The sequence below is a fragment of the Pectobacterium artocarpous genome (assembly GCF_046159765.1).
Taxonomy (GTDB): domain Bacteria; phylum Pseudomonadota; class Gammaproteobacteria; order Enterobacterales; family Enterobacteriaceae; genus Pectobacterium.
On record NZ_JBJXVK010000021.1, the window covers coordinates 71,286 to 93,231 of the forward strand.

Annotated in this window: 17 protein-coding genes and 1 pseudogene; 5 read left to right on the top strand and 13 right to left on the bottom strand. The window is 46.0% G+C overall.

The features are described 5' to 3' along the window. Positions 1-5 precede the first annotated feature (5 nt). From cheY to ACKQAD_RS14600, 11 genes and pseudogenes are all read right to left on the bottom strand, one after another. A complete protein-coding gene (gene cheY, locus ACKQAD_RS14550; protein WP_005970714.1) occupies positions 6-395 on the bottom strand; it encodes a chemotaxis response regulator CheY in 390 nt (129 codons plus the stop codon). Positions 396-433: 38 nt separating this feature from the next. Further along, positions 434-1,486 carry a protein-glutamate methylesterase/protein-glutamine glutaminase gene (locus tag ACKQAD_RS14555; protein WP_015840810.1) on the bottom strand — a complete coding sequence of 351 codons (1,053 nt, stop codon included), beginning with the start codon at positions 1,484-1,486 and terminating at the stop codon, positions 434-436. Next, a complete protein-coding gene (cheR, locus tag ACKQAD_RS14560) occupies positions 1,486-2,358 on the bottom strand; it encodes a protein-glutamate O-methyltransferase CheR (protein WP_409160812.1) in 873 nt (290 codons plus the stop codon). Before cheR ends, ACKQAD_RS14555 begins: the two co-directional genes overlap by 1 nt. Before the next feature lie 409 nt (positions 2,359-2,767). Beyond that, positions 2,768-4,453 (bottom strand): methyl-accepting chemotaxis protein, encoded by a 1,686-nt coding sequence (locus ACKQAD_RS14565; protein ID WP_409160813.1) that lies wholly within the window; start codon positions 4,451-4,453, stop codon positions 2,768-2,770. Positions 4,454-4,588: 135 nt separating this feature from the next. Continuing rightward, positions 4,589-5,086 (bottom strand): chemotaxis protein CheW, encoded by a 498-nt coding sequence (gene cheW, locus ACKQAD_RS14570; protein ID WP_409160814.1) that lies wholly within the window; start codon positions 5,084-5,086, stop codon positions 4,589-4,591. 31 nt (positions 5,087-5,117) lie between these two features. Beyond that, the gene (gene cheA, locus ACKQAD_RS14575) at positions 5,118-7,139 is read right to left on the bottom strand and encodes a chemotaxis protein CheA (RefSeq protein WP_409160827.1); all 2,022 of its coding nucleotides are present in this window, start codon (positions 7,137-7,139) and stop codon (positions 5,118-5,120) included. A 33-nt stretch (positions 7,140-7,172) separates the two neighbouring features. Next, positions 7,173-8,225: a flagellar motor protein MotB gene (gene motB, locus ACKQAD_RS14580; protein ID WP_180777781.1), complete on the bottom strand. Its 1,053-nt coding sequence runs from the start codon at positions 8,223-8,225 to the stop codon at positions 7,173-7,175. Next, positions 8,222-9,109: a flagellar motor stator protein MotA gene (gene motA / locus ACKQAD_RS14585; RefSeq protein ID WP_409160815.1), complete on the bottom strand. Its 888-nt coding sequence runs from the start codon at positions 9,107-9,109 to the stop codon at positions 8,222-8,224. Before motA ends, motB begins: the two co-directional genes overlap by 4 nt. Before the next feature lie 134 nt (positions 9,110-9,243). After that, positions 9,244-9,822 (bottom strand): flagellar transcriptional regulator FlhC, encoded by a 579-nt coding sequence (flhC, locus tag ACKQAD_RS14590; RefSeq protein ID WP_015840815.1) that lies wholly within the window; start codon positions 9,820-9,822, stop codon positions 9,244-9,246. 3 nt (positions 9,823-9,825) lie between these two features. Beyond that, on the bottom strand, positions 9,826-10,176 hold the full coding sequence (flhD, locus tag ACKQAD_RS14595) for a flagellar transcriptional regulator FlhD (protein WP_015840816.1): 351 nt from the start codon (positions 10,174-10,176) through the stop codon (positions 9,826-9,828). 809 nt (positions 10,177-10,985) lie between these two features. Further along, positions 10,986-11,938 (bottom strand): annotated as a pseudogene (locus ACKQAD_RS14600) (DMT family transporter). A gap of 287 nt (positions 11,939-12,225) precedes the next feature. Here ACKQAD_RS14600 and ACKQAD_RS14605 point away from each other — a divergent pair. Next, positions 12,226-13,947: a methyl-accepting chemotaxis protein gene (locus tag ACKQAD_RS14605; RefSeq protein ID WP_409160816.1), complete on the top strand. Its 1,722-nt coding sequence runs from the start codon at positions 12,226-12,228 to the stop codon at positions 13,945-13,947. Positions 13,948-14,013: 66 nt separating this feature from the next. Here ACKQAD_RS14605 and dsrB read toward each other — a convergent pair whose 3' ends face one another. Then, on the bottom strand, positions 14,014-14,217 hold the full coding sequence (dsrB, locus tag ACKQAD_RS14610) for a protein DsrB (protein ID WP_409160817.1): 204 nt from the start codon (positions 14,215-14,217) through the stop codon (positions 14,014-14,016). A 210-nt stretch (positions 14,218-14,427) separates the two neighbouring features. On the opposite strand from dsrB, the gene ACKQAD_RS14615 reads away from it, so the two are divergent. The 4 genes from ACKQAD_RS14615 (at position 14,428) to ACKQAD_RS14630 (ending at position 18,942) form a co-directional block, all read left to right on the top strand. Further along, positions 14,428-15,843: a diguanylate cyclase gene (locus tag ACKQAD_RS14615; RefSeq protein ID WP_409160818.1), complete on the top strand. Its 1,416-nt coding sequence runs from the start codon at positions 14,428-14,430 to the stop codon at positions 15,841-15,843. A gap of 272 nt (positions 15,844-16,115) precedes the next feature. Further along, positions 16,116-16,334 (top strand): KTSC domain-containing protein, encoded by a 219-nt coding sequence (locus tag ACKQAD_RS14620; protein WP_409160819.1) that lies wholly within the window; start codon positions 16,116-16,118, stop codon positions 16,332-16,334. A 556-nt stretch (positions 16,335-16,890) separates the two neighbouring features. Further along, positions 16,891-18,345 carry a flagellin N-terminal helical domain-containing protein gene (locus ACKQAD_RS14625; RefSeq protein WP_409160820.1) on the top strand — a complete coding sequence of 485 codons (1,455 nt, stop codon included), beginning with the start codon at positions 16,891-16,893 and terminating at the stop codon, positions 18,343-18,345. A gap of 168 nt (positions 18,346-18,513) precedes the next feature. After that, on the top strand, positions 18,514-18,942 hold the full coding sequence (locus ACKQAD_RS14630; protein WP_409160821.1) for a helix-turn-helix transcriptional regulator: 429 nt from the start codon (positions 18,514-18,516) through the stop codon (positions 18,940-18,942). A gap of 184 nt (positions 18,943-19,126) precedes the next feature. On the opposite strand, the gene ACKQAD_RS14635 is transcribed toward ACKQAD_RS14630, so the two are convergent. Next, complete coding sequence (locus ACKQAD_RS14635) at positions 19,127-21,886, bottom strand: type I restriction endonuclease subunit R (RefSeq protein WP_409160822.1); 2,760 nt, start codon at positions 21,884-21,886, stop codon at positions 19,127-19,129. Between the last annotated feature and the right edge of the window lie 60 nt (positions 21,887-21,946).

The window sequence follows — 21,946 nt, forward strand, 5'->3', positions numbered from 1 at the left end:
TCCCCTTACATACCCAGTTTTTCGAAAATCTTATTCAGTTTTTCTTCAAGGGTAGCAGCAGTAAATGGTTTAACTACATAGCCACTAGCACCCGCTTGTGCAGCAGCGATAATGTTTTCTTTCTTCGCTTCCGCCGTTACCATCAGTACGGGAAGGCTGGAAAGCGCACCGTCAGCACGTATAGTCTGCAACAGCTCCAGTCCGTCCATGTTGGGCATATTCCAGTCAGAAATGACGAAATCAAAAGCACTAGCGCGAAGCTTGTTTAGCGCATCAGCGCCATCCTCTGCCTCTTCTACGTTATTAAAGCCCAATTCCTTCAGCAGGTTACGGACAATTCGGCGCATCGTCGAAAAATCATCCACAACCAGAAATCTGAGTTCTTTATCGGCCATACCTACTCCTAAAATATTTATTGCTCACCGAGAGCTGCTTATATACGTAATGCCTGTCCGGCAGAGATTTGTGCCAGCATACGCTGGCTCACCTGGTGCAAATCCACCACTTCATCAACGCCACCCATAGCAATCGCTTCACGTGGCATCCCGAAAACCACACAACTTGCTTCATTTTGGGCCAGTGTATAAGCACCAGCCTGATGGAGTTCCAACATGCCAGCCGCCCCATCGTTCCCCATTCCAGTAAGGATTACCCCTACAGCATTTCGCCCAGCGTATTGTGCAACCGAACGGAATAACACATCGACTGATGGACGATGCCGATTAACGGGAGGTCCATCATTTAAACGTACCTGATAGTTTGCTCCGCTACGCGCCAGTTCAAGATGACGAGCTCCTGGAGCAATATAGGCATGGCCAGGCAGAACACGTTCCCCGTCTTCTGCTTCTTTCACCGTAATCTGGCACAGCTTGTTCAACCGCTCGGCGAAAGATTTCGTAAAGCCTGGCGGCATATGTTGTGTAATCAGTAATGCAGGGCTTGTCGGCGGCAGGGGTTGCAATACATGCCGTATCGCTTCCGTTCCTCCTGTCGATGCACCAATCGCGATCAACTTCTCACTACTGAGCAATGGCATATGCTGAATAATTTTTGTCGGCTCTGCTGCTGCACTACGCTGAGGAAGACGTGCCTTCGCAGCCATGCGAATTTTTTCCGCAATCAGCTCGCTATACGCCAGCATCCCCTCACGAATACCTAATTGAGGTTTGGTGACGAAGTCAATCGCGCCAAGCTCCAAAGCGCGCAGCGTAATTTCCGATCCTTTTCCCGTCAATGATGACACCATCACAACCGGCATCGGGCGCAAGCGCATAAGTTTCTCAAGAAAATCCAACCCATCCATACGAGGCATTTCCACATCCAGCGTTAATACCTGAGGATTGAATTTTTTAATCAAATCACGAGCAACTAATGGATCTGGCGCAGTCGCGACAACTTCCATATCGGAATGGCTATTAATTATTTCAGTCATGATCTGACGCATGAGGGCAGAATCATCCACGCATAATACTCTTATCTTGCTCATTATCTTTCCTTAGCCAGTCCATATACAGTTTGCCCACGCAAATAGAATTCGCGACTGATCTGGCTGAAATTCTCTGAATGCCCGGCAAATAACAATCCCCCCGGTTTAAGCATCGGGACGAATCGACGGAGAATACGCTCTTGAGTTTCTTTATCGAAATAAATCATTACATTACGACAAAAAATAGCATCGAATGGCGCAGGAACGGACCAATCTGGCGCGAGCAAATTTAATTGTTGGAAATGTACCATTGATGCAAGCTCAGGACGAACACGCACCAAACCACTATGTGGCCCGGTCCCGCGTAAAAAGAAGCGCTGGAGTTGCTGTGGAGAAAGAGAACGCAACTCTTCTTGACGATAGATACCAGCCGTTGCCTTTTCTAAAACCTGAGTATCAATATCACTGGCCCACACCTGACACCCACTAGCTTTATTACCTAAGACCTCGGCAAGTGTCATCGCCAGCGAATAAGGCTCTTCCCCTGTAGAAGCCGCCGTACTCCAGATCGTGTAGCCATTTGGGCGTGTTCTGGCATGCTCAGCCAATATAGGAAAATGGTGAGCTTCACGGAAAAACGCCGTTAAGTTAGTGGTTAACGCATTAATAAAAGCTTGCCATTCTGCACTGTTAGGATCTGATTCCAATAGCGCTAAATACTGACCGAAATCATTGATTCCAAGCAAACGGAGACGTCTAACCAAACGGTTATAAACCATCTCGCGTTTGTGATCGGCCAGCACAATGCCGGCGCGTTGATATATTAATTGACTGATTCGCCGAAAATGGGTGTCCGACAACGGCAACCGATCAACCATCTGCGTCAGAATAGAGGCAGATTCAGGACGATTTTGCGATGGTGTACTTTTCATATCAAACAGCTCGAATAGTGTTTTTTGCTATGGTTTTTTTCAATCTGAACTTTCCTTTACAGCTAACGCAGGCTTTTTATTGTCATTCGTCAATTACTCATCGCTGGCGATTAAAACTGACACTGTATTGGTAATACACCTTATAAGTTCTGCAAACAGAACTGGTCAGCGTGTTCGTTCTACCAAGGCCACATGCTGTCCGGTGGCTGCTCCCTATCATCACAGCTGTGCTACCTGCTTTATTCTTTGGTCCAATACCAGGCACGTAGCGATAAATTACTCGCATGTTCATTTTTTAAATTATGCCGAGTAAACAATCACCCAGCCACCTTATACATAAGCGGCCGGGAATTGGCTCAATAACGGGTCCTACAAGCTTGGTTATTTATAGCCTATACGACGATTTTTATCAGAACGTTTCCCAATTATCATTGGATGAACCTTCTTTCACTTCCTTAGCGCCATTCGATGAGGACACAAACAATACAGGTTTTTGACCTGTCGTTACTGGTGTCGTTCTTTTAAAAGAACCTGCATCTTCAGACAGGCGGAATACAGCTACAGCCTGGTTCAGCACTTTCACTTGTTCCTCCAAAGCAACCGCGGCGGCAGCAGACTCTTCAACCAAAGAGGCGTTTTGTTGCGTTACGCGATCCATTTCAGTTACAGCCTGACCAACCTGATCGATACCTTTACTTTGCTCATCCGAAGCCGAGGCAATTTCACCCATGATATCTGTTACACGAGTGACCGCGCTGACGATTTCTCCCATCGTTTCGCCCGCACTCTCAACCAGTACAGAACCTTCATCGACCCGGTTCACAGAATCTTCAATCAGACTTTTAATTTCTTTTGCAGCTTGAGCACTACGTTGTGCCAAATTACGCACTTCGCCTGCAACGACCGCAAAACCACGGCCTTGCTCCCCTGCTCTGGCCGCTTCAACTGCCGCATTCAGTGCAAGAATGTTGGTTTGGAAAGCAATGCCATCAATCACACTAGTAATATCGGCAATTTTTTGCGAACTTCCAGCGATATTGTGCATGGTTTTGACAACATTAGCGACGACCTTGCCACCCTTCTGAGCCGTTTCTGATGCACTCAGCGCCAACTGACTGGCCTGACGAGCATTTTCCGCATTCTGCTTAACGGTTGCGGTCAACTGTTCCATACTTGCTGCTGTTTCTTCCAGCGAGGCAGCCTGCTGTTCGGTACGTGACGAAAGATCGTTATTTCCGGCGCTAATTTCTGTTGCACCGGTATAAATCGCATCCGCACCTTGTCGAACCGTGCTAACCGTTGAAACAAACTCACTTTGCATATGGCGAATACTGTCAGCCAGAATACCCATTTCATTGCTGCTGTAAAAATGAGTTATTTTTGTCAAATCACCTTTCGCAATGTGGCGAATGTGTTCAACAATGTTATTTAGTGGCCTGATTAATAGTTGTTGAATACCAATCCAGGAAATCAAAGCTAACGCAAAAAACAGCACGAGAATGAAACCAAGGATCCAAAGTGCGGAATCGTAAGCTTCATCGTTTTTAGCTATACCAGCCTGATAAAGCTTATCGCTTTCAGCTTTATAGGCATAATACGCTTTTTCAAAGTTATCCTGAAAACGCTGTGTCGGTTGCTCAACAAATTTTTTAAATTCCCCTGCATTCAAAAACTGAATTAATTCGTTTAATGCACCATTCAGAGCAACATAATTCTCTTTTACTCCCCGAACGATACTTTCATCCTGACGAGAATCTTGTGGCACTTTCTCATGGCGGGAGAAAAAATCGTTTGCTACGGACAGTTGCTTTTGGGCTGAAGCCAAAAGCTCTTTCCCACCCACACCAGTTCCCGTACCGCTTGCATCAAGCGCAAAACGCGTACCCGCGCGGTTAAGTGTATTACGGGTCTGTAATAAATATGACCATGCAGAATCTAGCTCGGAACGCTTCTGGTTAATCACCTGCGTTGAGCTAAAGATATCCTTATCGTTTTTTAATGCACTGAAGAATAAACCACCAGAAATAAGCTGAAGAGCTCCAAATAATACCAGTACAAGCATCAAACCTGTGACAACTTTTATACGGTTAAACATATAACGCCTTTTGAGTAGACCAACCACCGATAATATCGGCATTATTCTGGATATCTTTACGAATTTCTGAACAGACAAGAATACGGCTAAGGAAGGTTTTCGGGGCTACTTTCGTAGCCCCTGAAGGCCGATGGATTAGGCTTTCAACACACTATCAACCAGCGCCATTTCTTCGCTGCTCAACAGTTTTTCGATGTCAACCAGAATCAGCATTCTCTCACCCAGAGAACCCAAACCAGTCAGATATTCCGTTGACAGAGTTACGGCAAACTCCGGTGCAGGTCGAATTTGGTCTGCGGTCAATGACAACACATCTGACACACCATCAACGACAATACCAACGACACGCTGACCAAGATTTAGAACAATAACAACCGTGTTGTCATTGTATTCAACATCCTGCTTGGCGAATTTAATACGCAAGTCAACGATCGGCACAATGACACCGCGTAGGTTGGTGACACCTTTGATGAAAGAAGGTGTATTAGCAATACGCGTTACCTGGTCATAACCGCGAATTTCTTGTACTTTTAAAATATCAACGCCGTACTCTTCGTCACCCAGCGTAAAAATCAGGAACTCCTGTCCTACTGTTTCGCCAGTTAATTTCGTGACGCTTGCAAGTCCAGTCATGTTTTCCACCCTTTATTAACGATCTGTTTTATTAAGCAGCAGTTTCAACCACACGCTTTTCACGATTAAGCGATTGTAACGCTGAAACATCCACAATCAGCGCAACGCTGCCATCACCAAGAATGGTAGCGGCTGAAACGCCTGGTACCTTGCGATAATTACTTTCCAGGTTTTTAACAACGACCTGATGTTGCCCAATCAACTGATCGACCAACAAGGCATAACGTCGGCCCGCACTCTGCAGGATCACGACTATACCCTGGGTAGCATCCGTTTTAGCGCCATCCACATCAAAAATATGGAATAGCTCAACGAGAGGTAAATATTCACCACGAACTTGTAATACACGTTCGCCGCCAGCTAATGGGTACAGGTCTTCCGACTGAGGCTGCAGGGATTCCATTACAGCATTAAGCGGGAGAATAAAGACTTCGTTGTTAACTTTAACAGACATACCATCGAGGATAGCTAACGTTAATGGTAACAAGATTCTGATAGTAGTACCTTTTCCAGCCTGGAAGTGGATTTCAACATGCCCACCCATTTCCTGGATATTCCGCTTAACCACGTCCATGCCGACACCGCGCCCAGAAACGTCTGTGACCTTCTCTGCTGTGGAGAAGCCAGGGGCAAAAATCAACATACCCACTTCTTCATCAGACATCGTGTCGCTCACGGCCAACCCTTGGGACAGGGCCTTAGCCAGAATTCTTTCGCGGTTGAGCCCTGCACCATCATCGATAACTTCAATGCAGATGTTACCGCCCTGATGTTCTGCAGAAAGCGTCAGGTTACCCACGGGAGATTTACCTGCAGCGACGCGTTTATCTGGAGATTCGATACCGTGGTCGAGGCTGTTACGCACCAAGTGAGTCAGAGGATCGATAATACGTTCGATTAAACTCTTATCCAACTCAGTGGAACTCCCCATCAGCGTTAGCTCAACCTGCTTATCCAATTTGGCAGCCAGGTCACGAACCAAGCGAGGGAAGCGACTAAATACATATTCCATCGGCATCATGCGGATAGACATAACCGACTCTTGCAGATCGCGAGCATTGCGTTCTAATTGCCCCATACTATTGAGCAGGTCACCATGGGCTACAGGATCGAGTTCGCTTGAGCGTTGTGCCAGCATAGATTGTGTAATAACTAACTCACCAACGAGGTTGATAAGCTGGTCAACCTTCTCAACCGCTACACGAATACTGGTATCACCGGTTTTTGCTTTATTTTTTCCATTTTCCGGCACAGCTTGTGTTTTTGCAGCAGTTGGCGCAGGCGGTGCGGCTGGTGCTACCGATGCCGGCACCTGCACCGGTGCTTCGACAACAGCCAACGTCTCCACGACTTCAGCAACGGCGGGTTGGCTGGCTACGGCAGACTTGAAGCTGATTTGCTCAGGTTCAAGAACAAAACACAGTACGGCACTAATATCATCTTCACTTTCAGACGTGACTAACGTGACTTCTACGCTTGTGTCGGTCTGGTGAGGATCTTTAACGGTTCCCAGATTACCAAGCTCTTCCAGCATTTGAGGTATTTCCTGAGATTTTAGGCCGGTTAATGCAATACGCATTTCACCTTTACCTGCAGCGGTAGATGCCGGGCTGGCAGTGTGTTGTGTTGCAACTGGTGCCTCAGCGTGGGTAACGTCACCATCAGCTTTAGACTCCAGAGCGAGCTGGCGCAGGGCCTGACAGATATACTCAAAGCTTTCCGCATTGGGTTCCTGCGCGGTTTTATAAGCGTCCAACTGATCCTGCATAATGTCTTTTGTTTCCAGAAACAGGTTGATGATATCAGTGCTAAGACGCATTTCCCCGCGTCTTGCCCCATCGAGTAGATTTTCTAAAATGTGTGTAGTTTCTTGCAATACTTTAAAACCGAACGTACCTGCCCCCCCTTTGATGGAATGAGCGGCTCGGAAAATCGCATTCAATTGCTCGGTATCAGGCTCTGACGGATCCAACAATAATAAATGTTGTTCCATATCTGCCAGTAATTCATCTGCTTCATCAAAGAACGTTTGATAGAAAGCACTCATGTCCATGCTCACGTGGTCACCTCTGCTGTGAATCGCGGCTTATTGAGAAGGCGTCGCCTGACTATCGGGCGCAGCAGGCAACGCGGTGGTTGGCTGTTGACGCTCTGGAGCAGGCACTCCATTGGTTGGTTGTGGCGATGCCCCACCACTTCCACTCGTATTATTATCACTATTTTCGGCAGCCGGAGTGGTAGGTTTAGGCTTATCCAACTCCATATTTTGTAAATTTTCCGCCTTGTCTATATTTACAGCAGAGCTTTCTGCATTTTCTTCTTCAATATCCTTTTGTGCTTGCCTGCTCAATACCAGCAAACTGATACGTCGGTTAATCGCATCATTTCCCCCTGTCGCCTGTTTGAGGTTCATTGTCGCAGCCATGCCCACAACGCGCAAAACTTTTCCATCAGACAAACCACCAAAAATAAGCTCTCGGCGTGATGCATTGGCGCGATCTGCGGACAGTTCCCAGTTACTATAGCCACGTTCCCCCGTCGTATACTGAACATCATCGGTATGGCCTGAGATACTCAGTTTATTCGGAAAATCATTCAGGATAGGCGCTATCGCACGCAGGATATCTCGCATATAAGGCTCAACCTGTGCGCTCCCGGTTTTAAACATTGGGCGGTTTTGACTGTCGATGATTTGGATACGCAATCCTTCATCGATCATTTCAATCAACAGATGCGGGCGAAGTGCGCGTAGTCGAGGATCGGCCTCAATTAGCTGATCCAGACGTTCACGCAATCTATTGAGTCGAACCTCATCCAGCTTTTTTTCCACGTTGTCTGTTTTGATGGCCTTTTTCACTTCACCATCTTGCTGGGTTGGATCGTTCCCCCCCCCCGGAATCGGGCTGGAACTGTCGCTTGATTTAGAGCCTGAAGTTAAGGCGACCTTTAATGGAGTACGGAAATACTCTGCGATTTGGGCCAACTGCATTGGCGTAGAAATTGCGATAAGCCACATTACAAGAAACAATGCCATCATTGCTGTCATGAAGTCAGCGTAGGCAATCTTCCAGGAGCCACCATGGTGGCCCCCATGTCCAGACTTACGCTTTTTGCGAATAATGGGATGTTGATGTTTCATGCGTTACTGTCCGACGCTTGCTGAGTCGGCGATTTCACACGACGAATGTGCTCTTCCAATTCGGTGAAGGAAGGACGCTCCGTTGAATACAGCGTTTTACGACCAAACTCAACGGCAATCTGTGGAGCATAGCCATTAAGGCTCGACAGTAACGTGACTTTAATGCACTGCAATGCTTTGATTTTTTCTGCATTTTTCTGGCGCAGCAAAGCCGCCAATGGCGAGACAAAGCCGTATGCGAGAAGAATACCCAGGAAGGTTCCCACCATGGCATGAGCAATCATCATTCCCAGTTCAGCGGCAGGTCGGTCAACATAAGCCAGCGAGTGAACAACCCCCATAACAGCGGCTACAATACCAAATGCCGGGAGACCATCTCCCATTAGCGTCAAGCTCGTCGCTGGCACTTCGCTTTCATGCTCAATCGTTTCAATTTCTTCATCCATCAGTGTTTCAATCTCAAACGCATTCATGTTGCCGCTGACCATTAAACGCAAATAATCAGTAATGAATTCAACGATGGTGTTATCAGCAAGGATATTAGGATAGCTTGAGAAAATTTCGCTCTCACGAGGGTTATCAATATCAAATTCTAGGGAAAGCATGCCTTGCTGGCGGGATTTGGCCATCACACGAAAGAGTAAAGCCATAAGATCCATATACAATGCTTTATTATACTTGGAACTTTTAACCAAAAGAGGTAACGCGCGTAGTGTTGCTTTTATCGCCTTTCCATTGTTACCCACAATGAAAGCACCTACCGCCGCACCGCCGATAATCAGCAGTTCCGAAGGTTGGTAAAGCGCCCCCAAGGCCCCACCGACCATGAGATAACCGCCGAGTATCGAGGCCACAATTACGATATAACCCAATATAACCAGCACAAGAAATCCTTATAATAAAAAAGGTGGGTGGAAAGTGAGATAAAACTGCAGAGCTGTAGCTGGGACATTCTTGAAGGATAAACCTATCACTGCCTGCACAACCAACAGTGATAGATTCACAAATCGCTACAGGCTCAGACTGCGTGTTTTACCTGTTCATCCAGCAGTTGGGGTATTATATCGGCAAGATTTTGCGAAAGTTTACGCTTTTTTACCGCTCTGGAAGGGGGTTGGCACAAACTACAAACAAAACTGTTTTTAGGTTGATGAGCATGAGTAATGAACATCCCTTTGCAGCAATTGCATGACGACAGTTGCAGCATACCACTGTCAACAAATCGGACTAATGTCCAGGCTCGCGTCAATGCCAACAGTGGAGAATCGCTCTGTGGCGCACACTGTTCAAGATAAAGCCGGTAAGATTTAATAACCGCTTCAACACCACTGCACTGTCCATTCTTGATTAAAAAGCTGTATGCGTTGTAGAACATTGATGAATGAATATTCTGTTCCCAGGTCATAAACCAATCCGTTGAAAAAGGTAACATTCCCTTTGGCGGCGGACTTCCTCTCAGTTCTTTGTACAGTTTAATCAAACGTCCGCGGCTTAACTGAGTTTCACTTTCTAACATTTGTAAACGAGCGCCAAGCGAAATGAGTTCCATTGCTAATTGGATATCTTTCGCTTCCTGAACAATACTTTTCTCCGCCATTACTTATGCCCTTTTCTTAGGCAGGTTTTCTTCTTTCGAAGTTAACTGTTGTAATAAGTGACTCGACAACAGAATCCCGGTATGAATTTGCTGTAAATCATCCACACGTGATTCCTGAGTCAACACTTTGATTGTATTGTGATCGTTAAAGCGGAAATGACATATCAGCTGGTTAGTTTCTGCCAATTTCACCATCTGCGGTAAAGTCAGTTGCATCAAGGTATCTGCCATCTCGTCATTGATTCCAAGACGAAACATCGCAGAAGCTTTTTCATCATTAATTAAGCGTTGCGCCAGTAACAAATAAGACAGATTGATGTCATAAATGTGTTTGAGTAATTCAGAGGTACCCATATTTCCCATCCCGACAGGCTATGTTTAAAACATAAGTTAGGTGATAGACCATATCGCCCAGTTCGAAAATCACTCTCCATTGATGGCATAAAAAACTATCGGTGCCAGATACTGCGAGTTGCTACTTTGTCATTTCTTGTTTCGGGCAATCGTTACTTGCCAACTTTACGCATCACGCTGCGAATCCGTTCATCCGTTGCTCTTTAGCCCCCTCCTGAAGACTCGCCCAACCAAAGCATAGGATTAATCCTAAAACAACGCAACTGTACCGCCTAATCCGTAGTACATACAACGCGACTGAAGAATGATTTTGGTAATTATGTGACATATGTCACACAATTGAAAGCATTATGAGCTAAAACGCGTCTGGTCAGATCACTTTTTCGCCTACTTTTACACTAAAAACACGCATCAAACGTTACAAAAAAGATCATTTAAATAATAGAAAAGAAACGATTTTATTGATATCCATTTGATAGATATAAAGAAAATATATTTACACTAAAAGACACACCATTATGTATATTTATAACTTTCACTAAAAGCTTACATTTTTTACACAAAAAACGCCTAACCTCATGTTCTGAAGCAGAATTTATGATCTTATGTCATAGAAAAACTGAAACGACAACAAAACATACAGATATGACAGGAAAATGTAGAGAAAAAGATATTACATTGATATTAAAGAATATTAGCGGGCTACAGGAATGGATTGTAGGCGCTGTAACATGACGTTGTTTTGCTCTTAAACTTCACGTTACAGGCCGTGTATTCACGACACTATCTGGGCTGAATGACTGAGGCATTTACCGATTGCTTTTCACAACCCGTTTGACCAACCAAATACCTGAATAGACTAGGAGAAGTGCAAAGAAATATTTCCACTCCAAGATGCTTTCATTAAGAAACAGCGCTGACAGCAGCGTACCAGAGACCGGGATGAGGGAATTAAATGGTGCAACCATACCGGCTCGATTATATTTCAGCAGTTGGCTCCATAATGAAAAAGCGACTGAAGAGAGCAAAATAAGGTAACCTAGCATCATCACGGCTTTCCAATCAGGTATGACGAGTGTCCCACCTGTACAGTACCCCGATATCGTTAAAATAATCCCACCAATTGCCGGTTGATAACCGGTCATCACTGTTGGGTCCATCATTTGTGATATCCTTTTACCATATATAGTAGATACAGACAAAATAAATGCTGCAATAACAACGAACCCATCGCCTAACAGCGTAAAACCGATGCTCATTCCAGTACTGTTGATATTAACGACCATTACACCAACAAAGCCTAATATACAACCAATTAGCTTGTTGATATTTAATTTATCATCCCTGTATAGATAATGAGCAAGCAGTACACTGAAAAAAAGTACTGGTTGCATTCATGATCGAACCTTTAACACCCATGGTGTAGGCGAGACCGATATAGAAAAAACATACTGCAATGATGTCTGGAATATTCTCAGGATGCTCAGTTGGAATAACTGACCACGCTGAAAGCGCCCGATAGATCGCCCACTTGGCACGGCAAGCACCAGTAGCAACAGCCCAGCGAACGCAAAGCCGTAGCCTGCAAAAACGAGTTTTCCTAGAATATCATTATCTGTAATGTGAAACAGCTCATAACCATTTTTAATTGCAGGATAAGCACTCCCCCAGAGCAAACAGCATAATGTGGCGATAAAAAAACAACTTTTTTATCAGAAAAAATGCGTGCGCTTTTCCAAGAAAAATTCCTCCGAAGACAGATTCGACATAATAACGTTGCCCCCCAGACAAATAAAGTCTGGAAACAAGACTCTTTATTTTTTATTATCAATCTGTATGATTTCGCATCACGCCTTTCTCTTTTATTTTTAAAGAGTTAAAAACGTGATCGGGATCGCACCGAATTTGATTAAGGTTTTTCAATATATGCCGATTATCTTTTACATTGGTTATTTAGCTAATGGATTGTCATTAATGTGGACACTAAAACCTAAACGCCAATGCCACCAGCGGTGGCATTGTAAATCATAAATTCCTGAGAATGAGCGAATGGATATGAAAATAACTTCAAGGTCTGAGCAGCGCGCCGAAGCCGGTATGCTGAGCAATTTACGGCTAGTTCCCTTATTCGTTATTATTCTGGGTGGAATCATGCTGTTATTTGCAGCATCTATTGGCACATCCAGCTACTTTCTACAAAGCAGCAATCAATCATTAGACGACGTTACACAAGAAATTGGCACCCGAATGGGGATCTCAAACAGTTCCAACCACCTTCGTACCGCGCGTCTATTGCTGATCCAAGCTGCGGCAGCTGCACGCATTGGTGACTCTCAGGTCTTCAATGACAACCTGAAGCAAGCTGAACAGCGGCTGGAACAGTCAAAAAAGGCATTCCTTGTCTATGAAGAGCGTCCAGTTAAAACCCCGCAGGATATGGCGTTGGACGATGACCTGCGCAAATCCTATGACGCTTATGTCAATCAAGGCCTTATGTTAATGCTTACCGCAGCAAAACAAGGGCTGTTTGAAGAGGTCATCTCTCTTGAATCCGAAGAAACCCGGGTTTTGGATTTGGCCTATAACAAATTTTTGTTAGAGGCTGTCGCTTACCGTACACAAAGAGCGAAAGAATTAAACGAAACAGCGCATAAAAATGCGCTACTTGGATATTCGTTGATGGGGGGCAGCTTTGCTCTGGCGGCCGTTTTAACGCTTCTGACATTCTTCCTTCTCAAAGGCACTCTCATCAAACCAATGAATCAGTTGGTGACAAGAATTCAGCGTATTGCACAAGGCGACCTGACTCAAATGTCAGAGCGTTATGGTAGGAATGAAATCGGTACGCTAGCCAGCAACGTTCAGCAAATGCAGTCTTCTCTGGTCACAACGGTCACAACCGTTCGGGAAAGTGCAGATTCTATTTATCAAGGTTCGACGGAGATTTCATCAGGTAACACAGACCTTTCCTCTCGCACCGAGCAGCAAGCCGCAGCACTTGAACAGACTGCGGCAAGCATGGAGCAATTGACGGCAACCGTGAAACAAAACTCAGAAAACGCGCATCACGCAAGCCAGCTCGCGGCAAACGCTTCAGGAAAAGCAAAACAGGGTGGCGAAATCGTTGCAAATGTCGTCAACACAATGAACAGTATCTCGGGTAGCTCAAAGAAAATCTCTGAAATTACCAATGTCATTAACAGCATTGCGTTCCAGACAAATATTCTCGCGCTAAATGCGGCGGTTGAAGCAGCAAGAGCAGGAGAACAGGGTCGCGGTTTTGCCGTCGTCGCCAGTGAGGTTCGCAGCCTCGCGCAGCGTAGTGCGCAAGCCGCAAAAGAGATAGAAACGCTGATTTCCGAATCCGTCAACCTGGTCAACAGTGGTTCTGCTCTGGTTGATAATGCGGGCCAAACAATGAAAGAAATCGTCGATGCCGTCACTAACGTCACCGACATCATGGGTGAGATTGCCTCAGCGTCTGACGAACAAAGCCGAGGAATCACTCAGGTTGGCCAAGCAATATCTGAAATGGACAGCGTGACACAGCAGAATGCTGCGCTTGTTCAGGAAGCCAGTGCAGCCGCCGCATCGCTGGAAGAGCAAGCTGCGCTGCTGACGCGTGCAGTTGCGACATTTAAGCTATCCGGCCATTTATCAGGTACACCTTCAACACCAGCCCGGCCGAACGCTCTGGCCGCGAAGGATCGTTCCTCACTTGCTCTCCCCCGTCAAGCCAATACGGAAAACGGTAACTGGGAAACGTTCTAATACTGGAACACCAATCCACTACGAGCATTGTTCATACGGACAATGCTCGTATATCAATATGTCCCTTTACTCTTTGTCCTGCAACGTCGTTGGTTCAACAAACGTACCATCTTTGCTGTCAATTTCGTTGAAAAACCAGATGCCTGCTGGGTAATCTTTTAATGCTACTAAATACATTATTCCTTCCTGAAACGTTTCCACAGCCAGAATCGTCCCTTCCCGGCGTGTTTTCCCATCGGTTTTAACCGTAACCAGATCATTAACTTTCATAAATTTATCTCAAAATAGCTTCTAACATCAAAAAAACAGCATTATCATTTACAACCACAGTAGTAATAGTACCTATATGAAATGATTAATTTTATTTGTTTTTAACAGCGCCATATTAACCCTCTCTGTCATTAAATATCCATTATTCAGGCAAAAAATTGATCGTTTCTATCCTAGTACATCCGACATATTCGCAAAAGAGATTAAAAGTTGAACGAACTATTGAACGTTAATGAACAGAGAGATAACGGTGAGTTGGACTACAATCAAGTCGTAACATCAGAATGGATGCAATTGATAGCCACAACTTCACAGAAATCTTTTAATCTACTGCAAACCCTCTCCGATCAGAAAGCGTCCAGCTTTGCTGATGAGTTCTACTCCTACATGCTCAACGATCGGGAGGCCTCCCTTTTTCTTTCCAGCCAGCAAGTCCACGATCGTCTCCATGTATCGATGAGCAAATGGGTAGCAGATATTCTGACGAATACCGGAGAGCGTCTGGCTGACCTGATTAATTATCAAAAGAAAATTGGTCAGATTCATGCACGTATTGGGGTTCCCGTCGATCTGGTTCAGCGCGGAACCCGGCGTCTAAAATGGCATCTTTATGAACATATCGCGCAGGCAACAAAGGATAAAGCACTATGCTTTGATGCCATGCGTTTTGCCTCTATTTCTATGGATATCGCCATCGAGATCATGAGTAAAACCTATTCACAGTCGCACGATCTGGCAGCCAAAAATGAAGAGTCCTATCGGCTGTTTTCCATTCTGGAAAATGCCAGTTTGGAGAGAGAGCGTCAGAACGCATCGCTATTAAACTGGGAAAATGCCTTTATTTTCAGCGTTGCAACGGGTACACCTCTTCCCAGCATCCAGGATCTGAGTGATTCAGATTTCGGTTTGTGGTTTAACCATAAGGGGAAATCCAGTTTCAGTAACATTCAAGGGATACGTACTATCGCCTCGACCATTACGGAAACGGATGAGTATATTCGCGGCTATAGCACTACCGCACTACTGACGCAGCAGGATTATGCCCCACTGCTTAAGACAGTCAGAAGCAAGATTTATAAAATAAATATGCTGCTGGGATCGCTATTTGACGAAGTCCAAAAGCTGGAAAGCGGTAAGGATACGTTGACTCTTTTGCTAAACCGCCGCTTCCTGCCAACCATTCTTCGGCATGAGATATCGCTGGCAATGCATTCAAGTACTCCGCTCAGCATTGCCATGATTGATATTGACCATTTTAAAACCGCCAATGATACATATGGCCATGCAGTTGGCGATAACATCCTGAAAAGGATTGCAGAAGTTCTGTATGAAAGCACGAGAAACAGCGACTATGTTTTCCGTTACGGCGGGGAAGAATTCATGATCGTACTGATTGAAACACCCAAAGTTGCTGCCTACAACATCATCGAACGGCTGAGAAAGAAAATCCAGAATCACCCGATTTATCTTCAAAACGGTGAAAGCGTTACCATGACCATAAGTGCAGGCATCGCCGTCTATAACGGCCATCCCGATTATGAATGCCTGATAAAGGCAGCGGACGACGCGCTTTATCAGGCCAAAGCCAACGGCAGAAACCGGATCGAATACGCGCCAAAAGAATAACGACTTTACTTTGTTGCAAGCCTGCTCTTCTGGTCACAGTCGAAAAAGAATAGCCCGCTATTCATCATCGCAGGTTTGCATCATCCCACCGAGCAAGCAAATGGATCTCCACTGAACAAATTCACAGCATAAAAACGATAAACTGTCGATTTTACTAACCAATCCGCCAGAAATTTGATACATATTCAATAAATAAGCATGATCGTCGACAATGTATCATGCCGTGAGTATTTGATAGTTTGATCTTATTTTACGCTGAGGAGGAACGAGCATTGCAGCGACAGCAGGTTTCATCGTCACGAATTTATTCCATTGGATACGATCCAAAGACGCGCAGCCTTGAGATAGAATTTCATAATAAAGATATCTATCAATATGTTGGTGTGCCTGAATCTATCTATAAAAAATTTATTTCTGACGCTGTCATCTCTAAAGGCCGTTTCTTTGATGGCGTGATAAAAGATAAATTTCTATGCCGAAAAATCAGATAAACATTTCGCAATCACAACGTCGGTATTTGTCGCCGTGCCTTAACGGCGATGTAAAACATCGCTTGGCACCACATCAATTTGCCCTTTCAGTCCTCACCGTCTCAGCATCACAACTCATCATGTGAGTTAAACCTATAGTCAGGTGATACCTTCCCGATAGCATCCCTTCAAACTGTATGAGTATCTATCCTGTCTAACTATGGAAAGTTCATATGCTCACATCGGATATTCAGGGGCTAGGGTGATTGACGATTATGTCTTCTGCGCCTGTTTTGATTACTGGGCAAACTACCTACCCGTTTAACTTTCATGCTGTTACCTGAACACTTACTCAGAGCAATTTTGATCGATAGCACCGATCGATACGATCGCATCGATCTATCAAAACGATTATCTTTTGATCGCCACCGTCGCTAAGCTATTGCAGAGAATTACCATAACGTAATGTTTTATCTGTTTTTATTCCCATTATCGAGAAGGATTGGCTATTGCCTGTTATCCGGTAAATCAATAATCAGCAGATAAAAACCTTTTGCCAAATCAGGATAGGTGCGTAATGACGCCGATTGCCTCTCTTCATTTAACGATACTGAATCAACAGGGTAAATCGTCTACCCGATTGAGCGAGTCGATTGAACGCCTTACATCGGGTCTGCGTATTAATGGTGCAAAGGATGATGCCGCCGGTCAGGCGATAGCCAACCGAATGACTGCCAATCTGAATGCCAACAACGTCATCACCAACGGGATGAAAGACGGTCTCAGCCTGATGCAAACGGCTGGGAGCGGGCTTAATGCCATCAATAATCTGATACAACGTGGCAGGCAGCTCGCGGTACAGGCGGCAAACGACACGTTGTCAGATACCGACCAGGCCAGCCTGAACGGTGAATACCAGCAGATTAGGGAAGAAATCGATCGCATCGCCTCGTCGACACAAATCTTTGGTCGCTATCCGCTGGCACCCACTGAGCCGGGCCCTCAGCCGGTCAAGCTGGGCGACACCCTACCGCTGGCAGAGAAATTTCCCGATGCCAATACCCAGTATCAATTCCCTTCTGGTGTGGTTTCACTGGCTTACATTCCTGCTGGCGCAAAAAATATCACTATTACCATCAACTCATTAGGTGCCGATGACGATATCCAGCTCTTTACACGGGACGGTAAACATCTGGCCGGTACGCCAGTAGAAGGCGCAGACGCCGACATCGTCTGGTCAAAAAATGGCGTAACGGATGAAAACACCATGAATACCGCCGTGATTACGCAAAATAACGGTTTTTTACCAGGTGCCACCTACTCGGCAGATTCGCTGCTGCAAGCCGGGGAATACAATATCAACACAGGGGCGCAAACCACTTATCAAGGCATGTCCATCACCTACAGCGGTGATGGAGACCGTTTTGAAGATGCCAACACCGGGGGATTTAACGATGGGAATGTGGGTGCAGCAAACCAACTGGAAAAGATTCACATTGATGAGGTAACGGAAGACCTGATTATTATCGTGGCTGGCAGCGGTGTATTTACTAGCAACGCAAACTGGGATGAACTTCCCACACCGACAGAGCCGGCCCCGCCGCTACCGCCCTCAGTACCGATCAGCAAAGAAACCACGTTTGTTGTCGGAGCAAGTTTTGGTGATGCATTGCAAACGGTCACCCTCAACCCAACGCCAGCAGACAGCCAATCGCTGGGGCTTTCCTCTGTCACGCTGAGTACACCGGAACAGGCCAGAGCGGCATTAGCCACGTTCGATAATGCGCTGAAAAAACTGGACGGTTACCGCAGTGAATACGGTAGCCAGATGAACCGCTTTGAATCCGTCACCGCCGTGCTGTCACAGGAGACAATTGCCACCGCTGCCGCCCGCTCACGCATATTGGATGCGGATTATGCTCTTGAGGCTTCCGCGATGACAAAAGCCCAGATCCTACAGCAGGCATCGATGGCCGTCTTGTCACAAGCCAATCAGCAGTCGGGAAACGTATTAAAGCTGTTACAAGGATGATGCACCGTCAGGAGTACCACTTTGCTATTTTTCTACTGAATCACTATCGCCATGAGCATTGAAATATTCAGCCGCTGCCCTTTTACCACGGCGGCGTTTACCTGTCTGGGAAATAGGGATAGCGGTAATGTACCCATCACTGTTGTTGATATTGAACACGGTATCAACATGACGCTATTGACTCACATCATTACCGATCGTCAACGGACATTCATTATTATCCTCAACAACCGCAAACATACACCGGTGATGGTGGCTAAGAAGGTATTGCTGTTATCAAAACACGCACCGATGAGTACGATTAAAAAAGTGATCTCTGCCCTGTCATCGTTCAGAGAAATAAAAGGCAAGACGATATCGTTATCACCGAATGAGAAAATATTCTTCGGCTATTGGCTGGACGGAATCTCAATAAAAACCATAGCGAAAAAGATGGCGATAACGCATAAAACCGCCAACAACATGAAAAATAATATTTACAGAAAATATGGCATAAAGGATCTGCTCACCTTTTTACTCATTGCCAGAATCTCACATATGCAACGTATCGCTGATGCCGAACATCACAGGGTTATCTACGTTGATAAGGTGGCGTGAGGTAGGATTCTGAGATCAGCAAGGCGCTTTGATCTCACTAATTTTGCAAGTCGAACATAATGTTACCCATTGGTTATTATCTTATCCACCTAACATAAGTTCTTTGGCCCGACTTAAATTAAGCTCATGCACATTTTACTCTCACGAATGAATCAGCCAAAGAGCCAAAGACATGAAAAGTTGCTCAATTATCCGCCCACGTCTCACACTGGCCAATAACGGTAGCTACGGCATCCTCTACACCTTCCGGCGGATATTTGTATTTTTTCAGCAGCTTTTTGACCATCCGGCGCATACCAGCACGTGCGGATTCTTTCTTCTGCCAGTCGATAGTACGATTTTTACGCAGCATTTCTGTAAGTTCATGCGTCATCGCTACCAGCTCTTCATTTTGGTAGAAGTCTTTCACGGCTTGGGGACGAGTCAGCGCGAGATAGAATGCAAATTCTTCACCAGTCAATCCCAACGCATCGCCTTCCGCCTGAGCGGACGCCATATCCTTTGCCATTTTCATCAGTTCAGCGATGACTTCTTCGTTGGAGAGCATACCGTTGAGATACGCTTTCATTGCGCGGGAGAGCATTTCTGAGAATTTCTCACTCTGGACGAGGTTGGTGCGGCGATAGAGTGTCACCTGCTCAGCGAGCAGTTTTTTCAACATCTCAACGGCAAGATTTCGCTCCTTCATCCTGGCGATCTCATCGAGAAACTTCGGATCGAACAATGAAAATCCAGTGTCCACATCGGAAAACAAATTGATAACCCCTTCGCTCTGGATACTGGCTTTCAGCAGTTCGTTGACGCGGGCATTAATTTCTTTCAGGGAAAGCGGTTTGCCTTCGCCGGTGAGGCGGGTAAGCAGCGTGCGTACCGCCTCAAAGTAGGCGGCTTCGAATCGCTGCTCAGCACTTATTAGCGAACGACAAAGAGATAACGCCTGACGAAGCAGCATGGATTCTTTGATGAACAGATCCTTTTTGCTCGGCTCTTCGCCATAGGCGGATTTCGGTTCTGCGGCCATTGAATACCGAAAGTCCATGTCTTCGTAATTTGGGGTAACTTTCGGCTTATCAATAGCTGAAATAAAATTCACGCCGCCAGTGATAGTTTTGGCGCGAACGAGATCGCTACCAGTAGACAAAAACGCCGAATAGTCAAAACCGTGGAACAGGCTGCGGCAGACTTCTAATTTTTCGATAAATTTCGGCAGCGCGGTCTTGGCGACATCGGTATCACCGTAGTTGTTCTTATCGCGGTTGGTGTAGGCGTTCATCGCCTGTTTTAACGCCGAGGCAATGCCGACATAATCAACAACCAGCCCGCCTTCTTTATCTTTGTAAACCCGATTGACGCGGGCGATGGCCTGCATGAGATTGTGCCCCGACATCGGTTTGTAAACATACATGGTAGCGAGCGATGGTACATCAAACCCTGTAAGCCACATATCCACCACAATGGCGATTTTCAGCGGGTCATCGTTATTCTTGAATCGGCTGGCCATCGCGTCGCGGTGGCGTTTATTGCCGATAACGCCGCGCCACTCTTCCGGATCTTTATTGCTTTCGGTCATCACCACGCCAACTTTTTCGGCCCATTCAGGGCGTAGCTCAAGCAGCTTGCGGTAGATGCTCATTGCGATGGAGCGCGAATAACCAACTATCATCGCTTTGCCGGTCAGCTCGTGCTGACGGTTTTCCTCATAGTGTTGGATGATGTCTTCACACAACGCAGTGATAGTCTGTTCCGCCCCGAGGATAGACTCCATTCTGCCGAGTTCCTTTTTACTCTTTTCGATGGCATAGTCTTCTGCGTTTTGCGCCATAATGTCGTATTCCGCGTCAATAAGCCGCAGAATGTCTTCGTCCAACTTCAGGTGAATAACACGACTCTCATAGTAGACGGGTCGGGTCGCACCGTCTTCCACTGCCTGTGTCATATCGTAGATATCGATATAGTTGCCGAACACCTCGATGGTGGAGCGATCTTTATTGGATAGCGGCGTTCCAGTGAAACCGATGTAGGTGGCGTTGGGTAAGCTATCGCGAATAATGCGTGCCGTACCGAGGATCACACGACCTGTTTTCGCGTCCACTTTTTCTTCTAAACCATACTGCCCACGATGGGCTTCGTCTGCTATCACAATGATATTGCGACGCTCGGAAAGTGCTTCAGAGGCTTCCTCAAATTTCTGCATGGTCGTGAAAATGATGCCGTTTGCCAGTCTTCCTGCGAGCAGTTCCTTTAAATGAGCACGGCTTTCGGCTTGCTGGGGCATTTGGCGTAGGAACAATGCACACTTGGCAAACTGTCCGAATAACTGGTCGTCAAGGTCGTTGCGATCTGTCAGCACGACCAGGGTCGGAGAATTTAGTGTGCTTTGTAGTAGATGGGCGTAAAATACCATCGACAGCGATTTTCCGCTGCCCTGGGTGTGCCAGAACACGCCGCCTTTGCCATCTGTTGCGGTAGCCCTGCTGGTGGAGGCGACCGCTTTTCTCACAGCAAAATATTGGTGGTACGCGCCGAGGATTTTTTCGTCGCCGGAAAAGCAGATAAAATGCTTGATGATGTCGAGCAGCCGCGCTTTGTCGAAAATCCCCTCAATGAACGTATCGAACTGGGCGTACTGCGTATTTTCGTAGCTGCCATCCTTGGTTTTCCACTCCATAAAGCGATCTTCGCCTGCCGTAATGGTTCCGGCTTTCGAGACGGCCAAGTCGCTCATAGCGAGAAAAGCGTTGTATATGAACAGAGACGGTATCTCATGCATATAGTTGCGCAGTTGCAGAAATGCTTCAGAAGCGTCCGTTTCCTCACGGGAAGGTGATTTCAACTCAAAAACGACAACAGGCAAACCATTTAAGAATACGATCACATCAGGGCGTTTCTCGCTATTTTCGCAGATTGTCCACTGGTTGGAGACGGTGAATGAATTCCGCTCCACATCCCCATGGCTTTGTTGAATAAATCAGGTTTGGGGTAAACATCCTTGCAACGAGTTGTT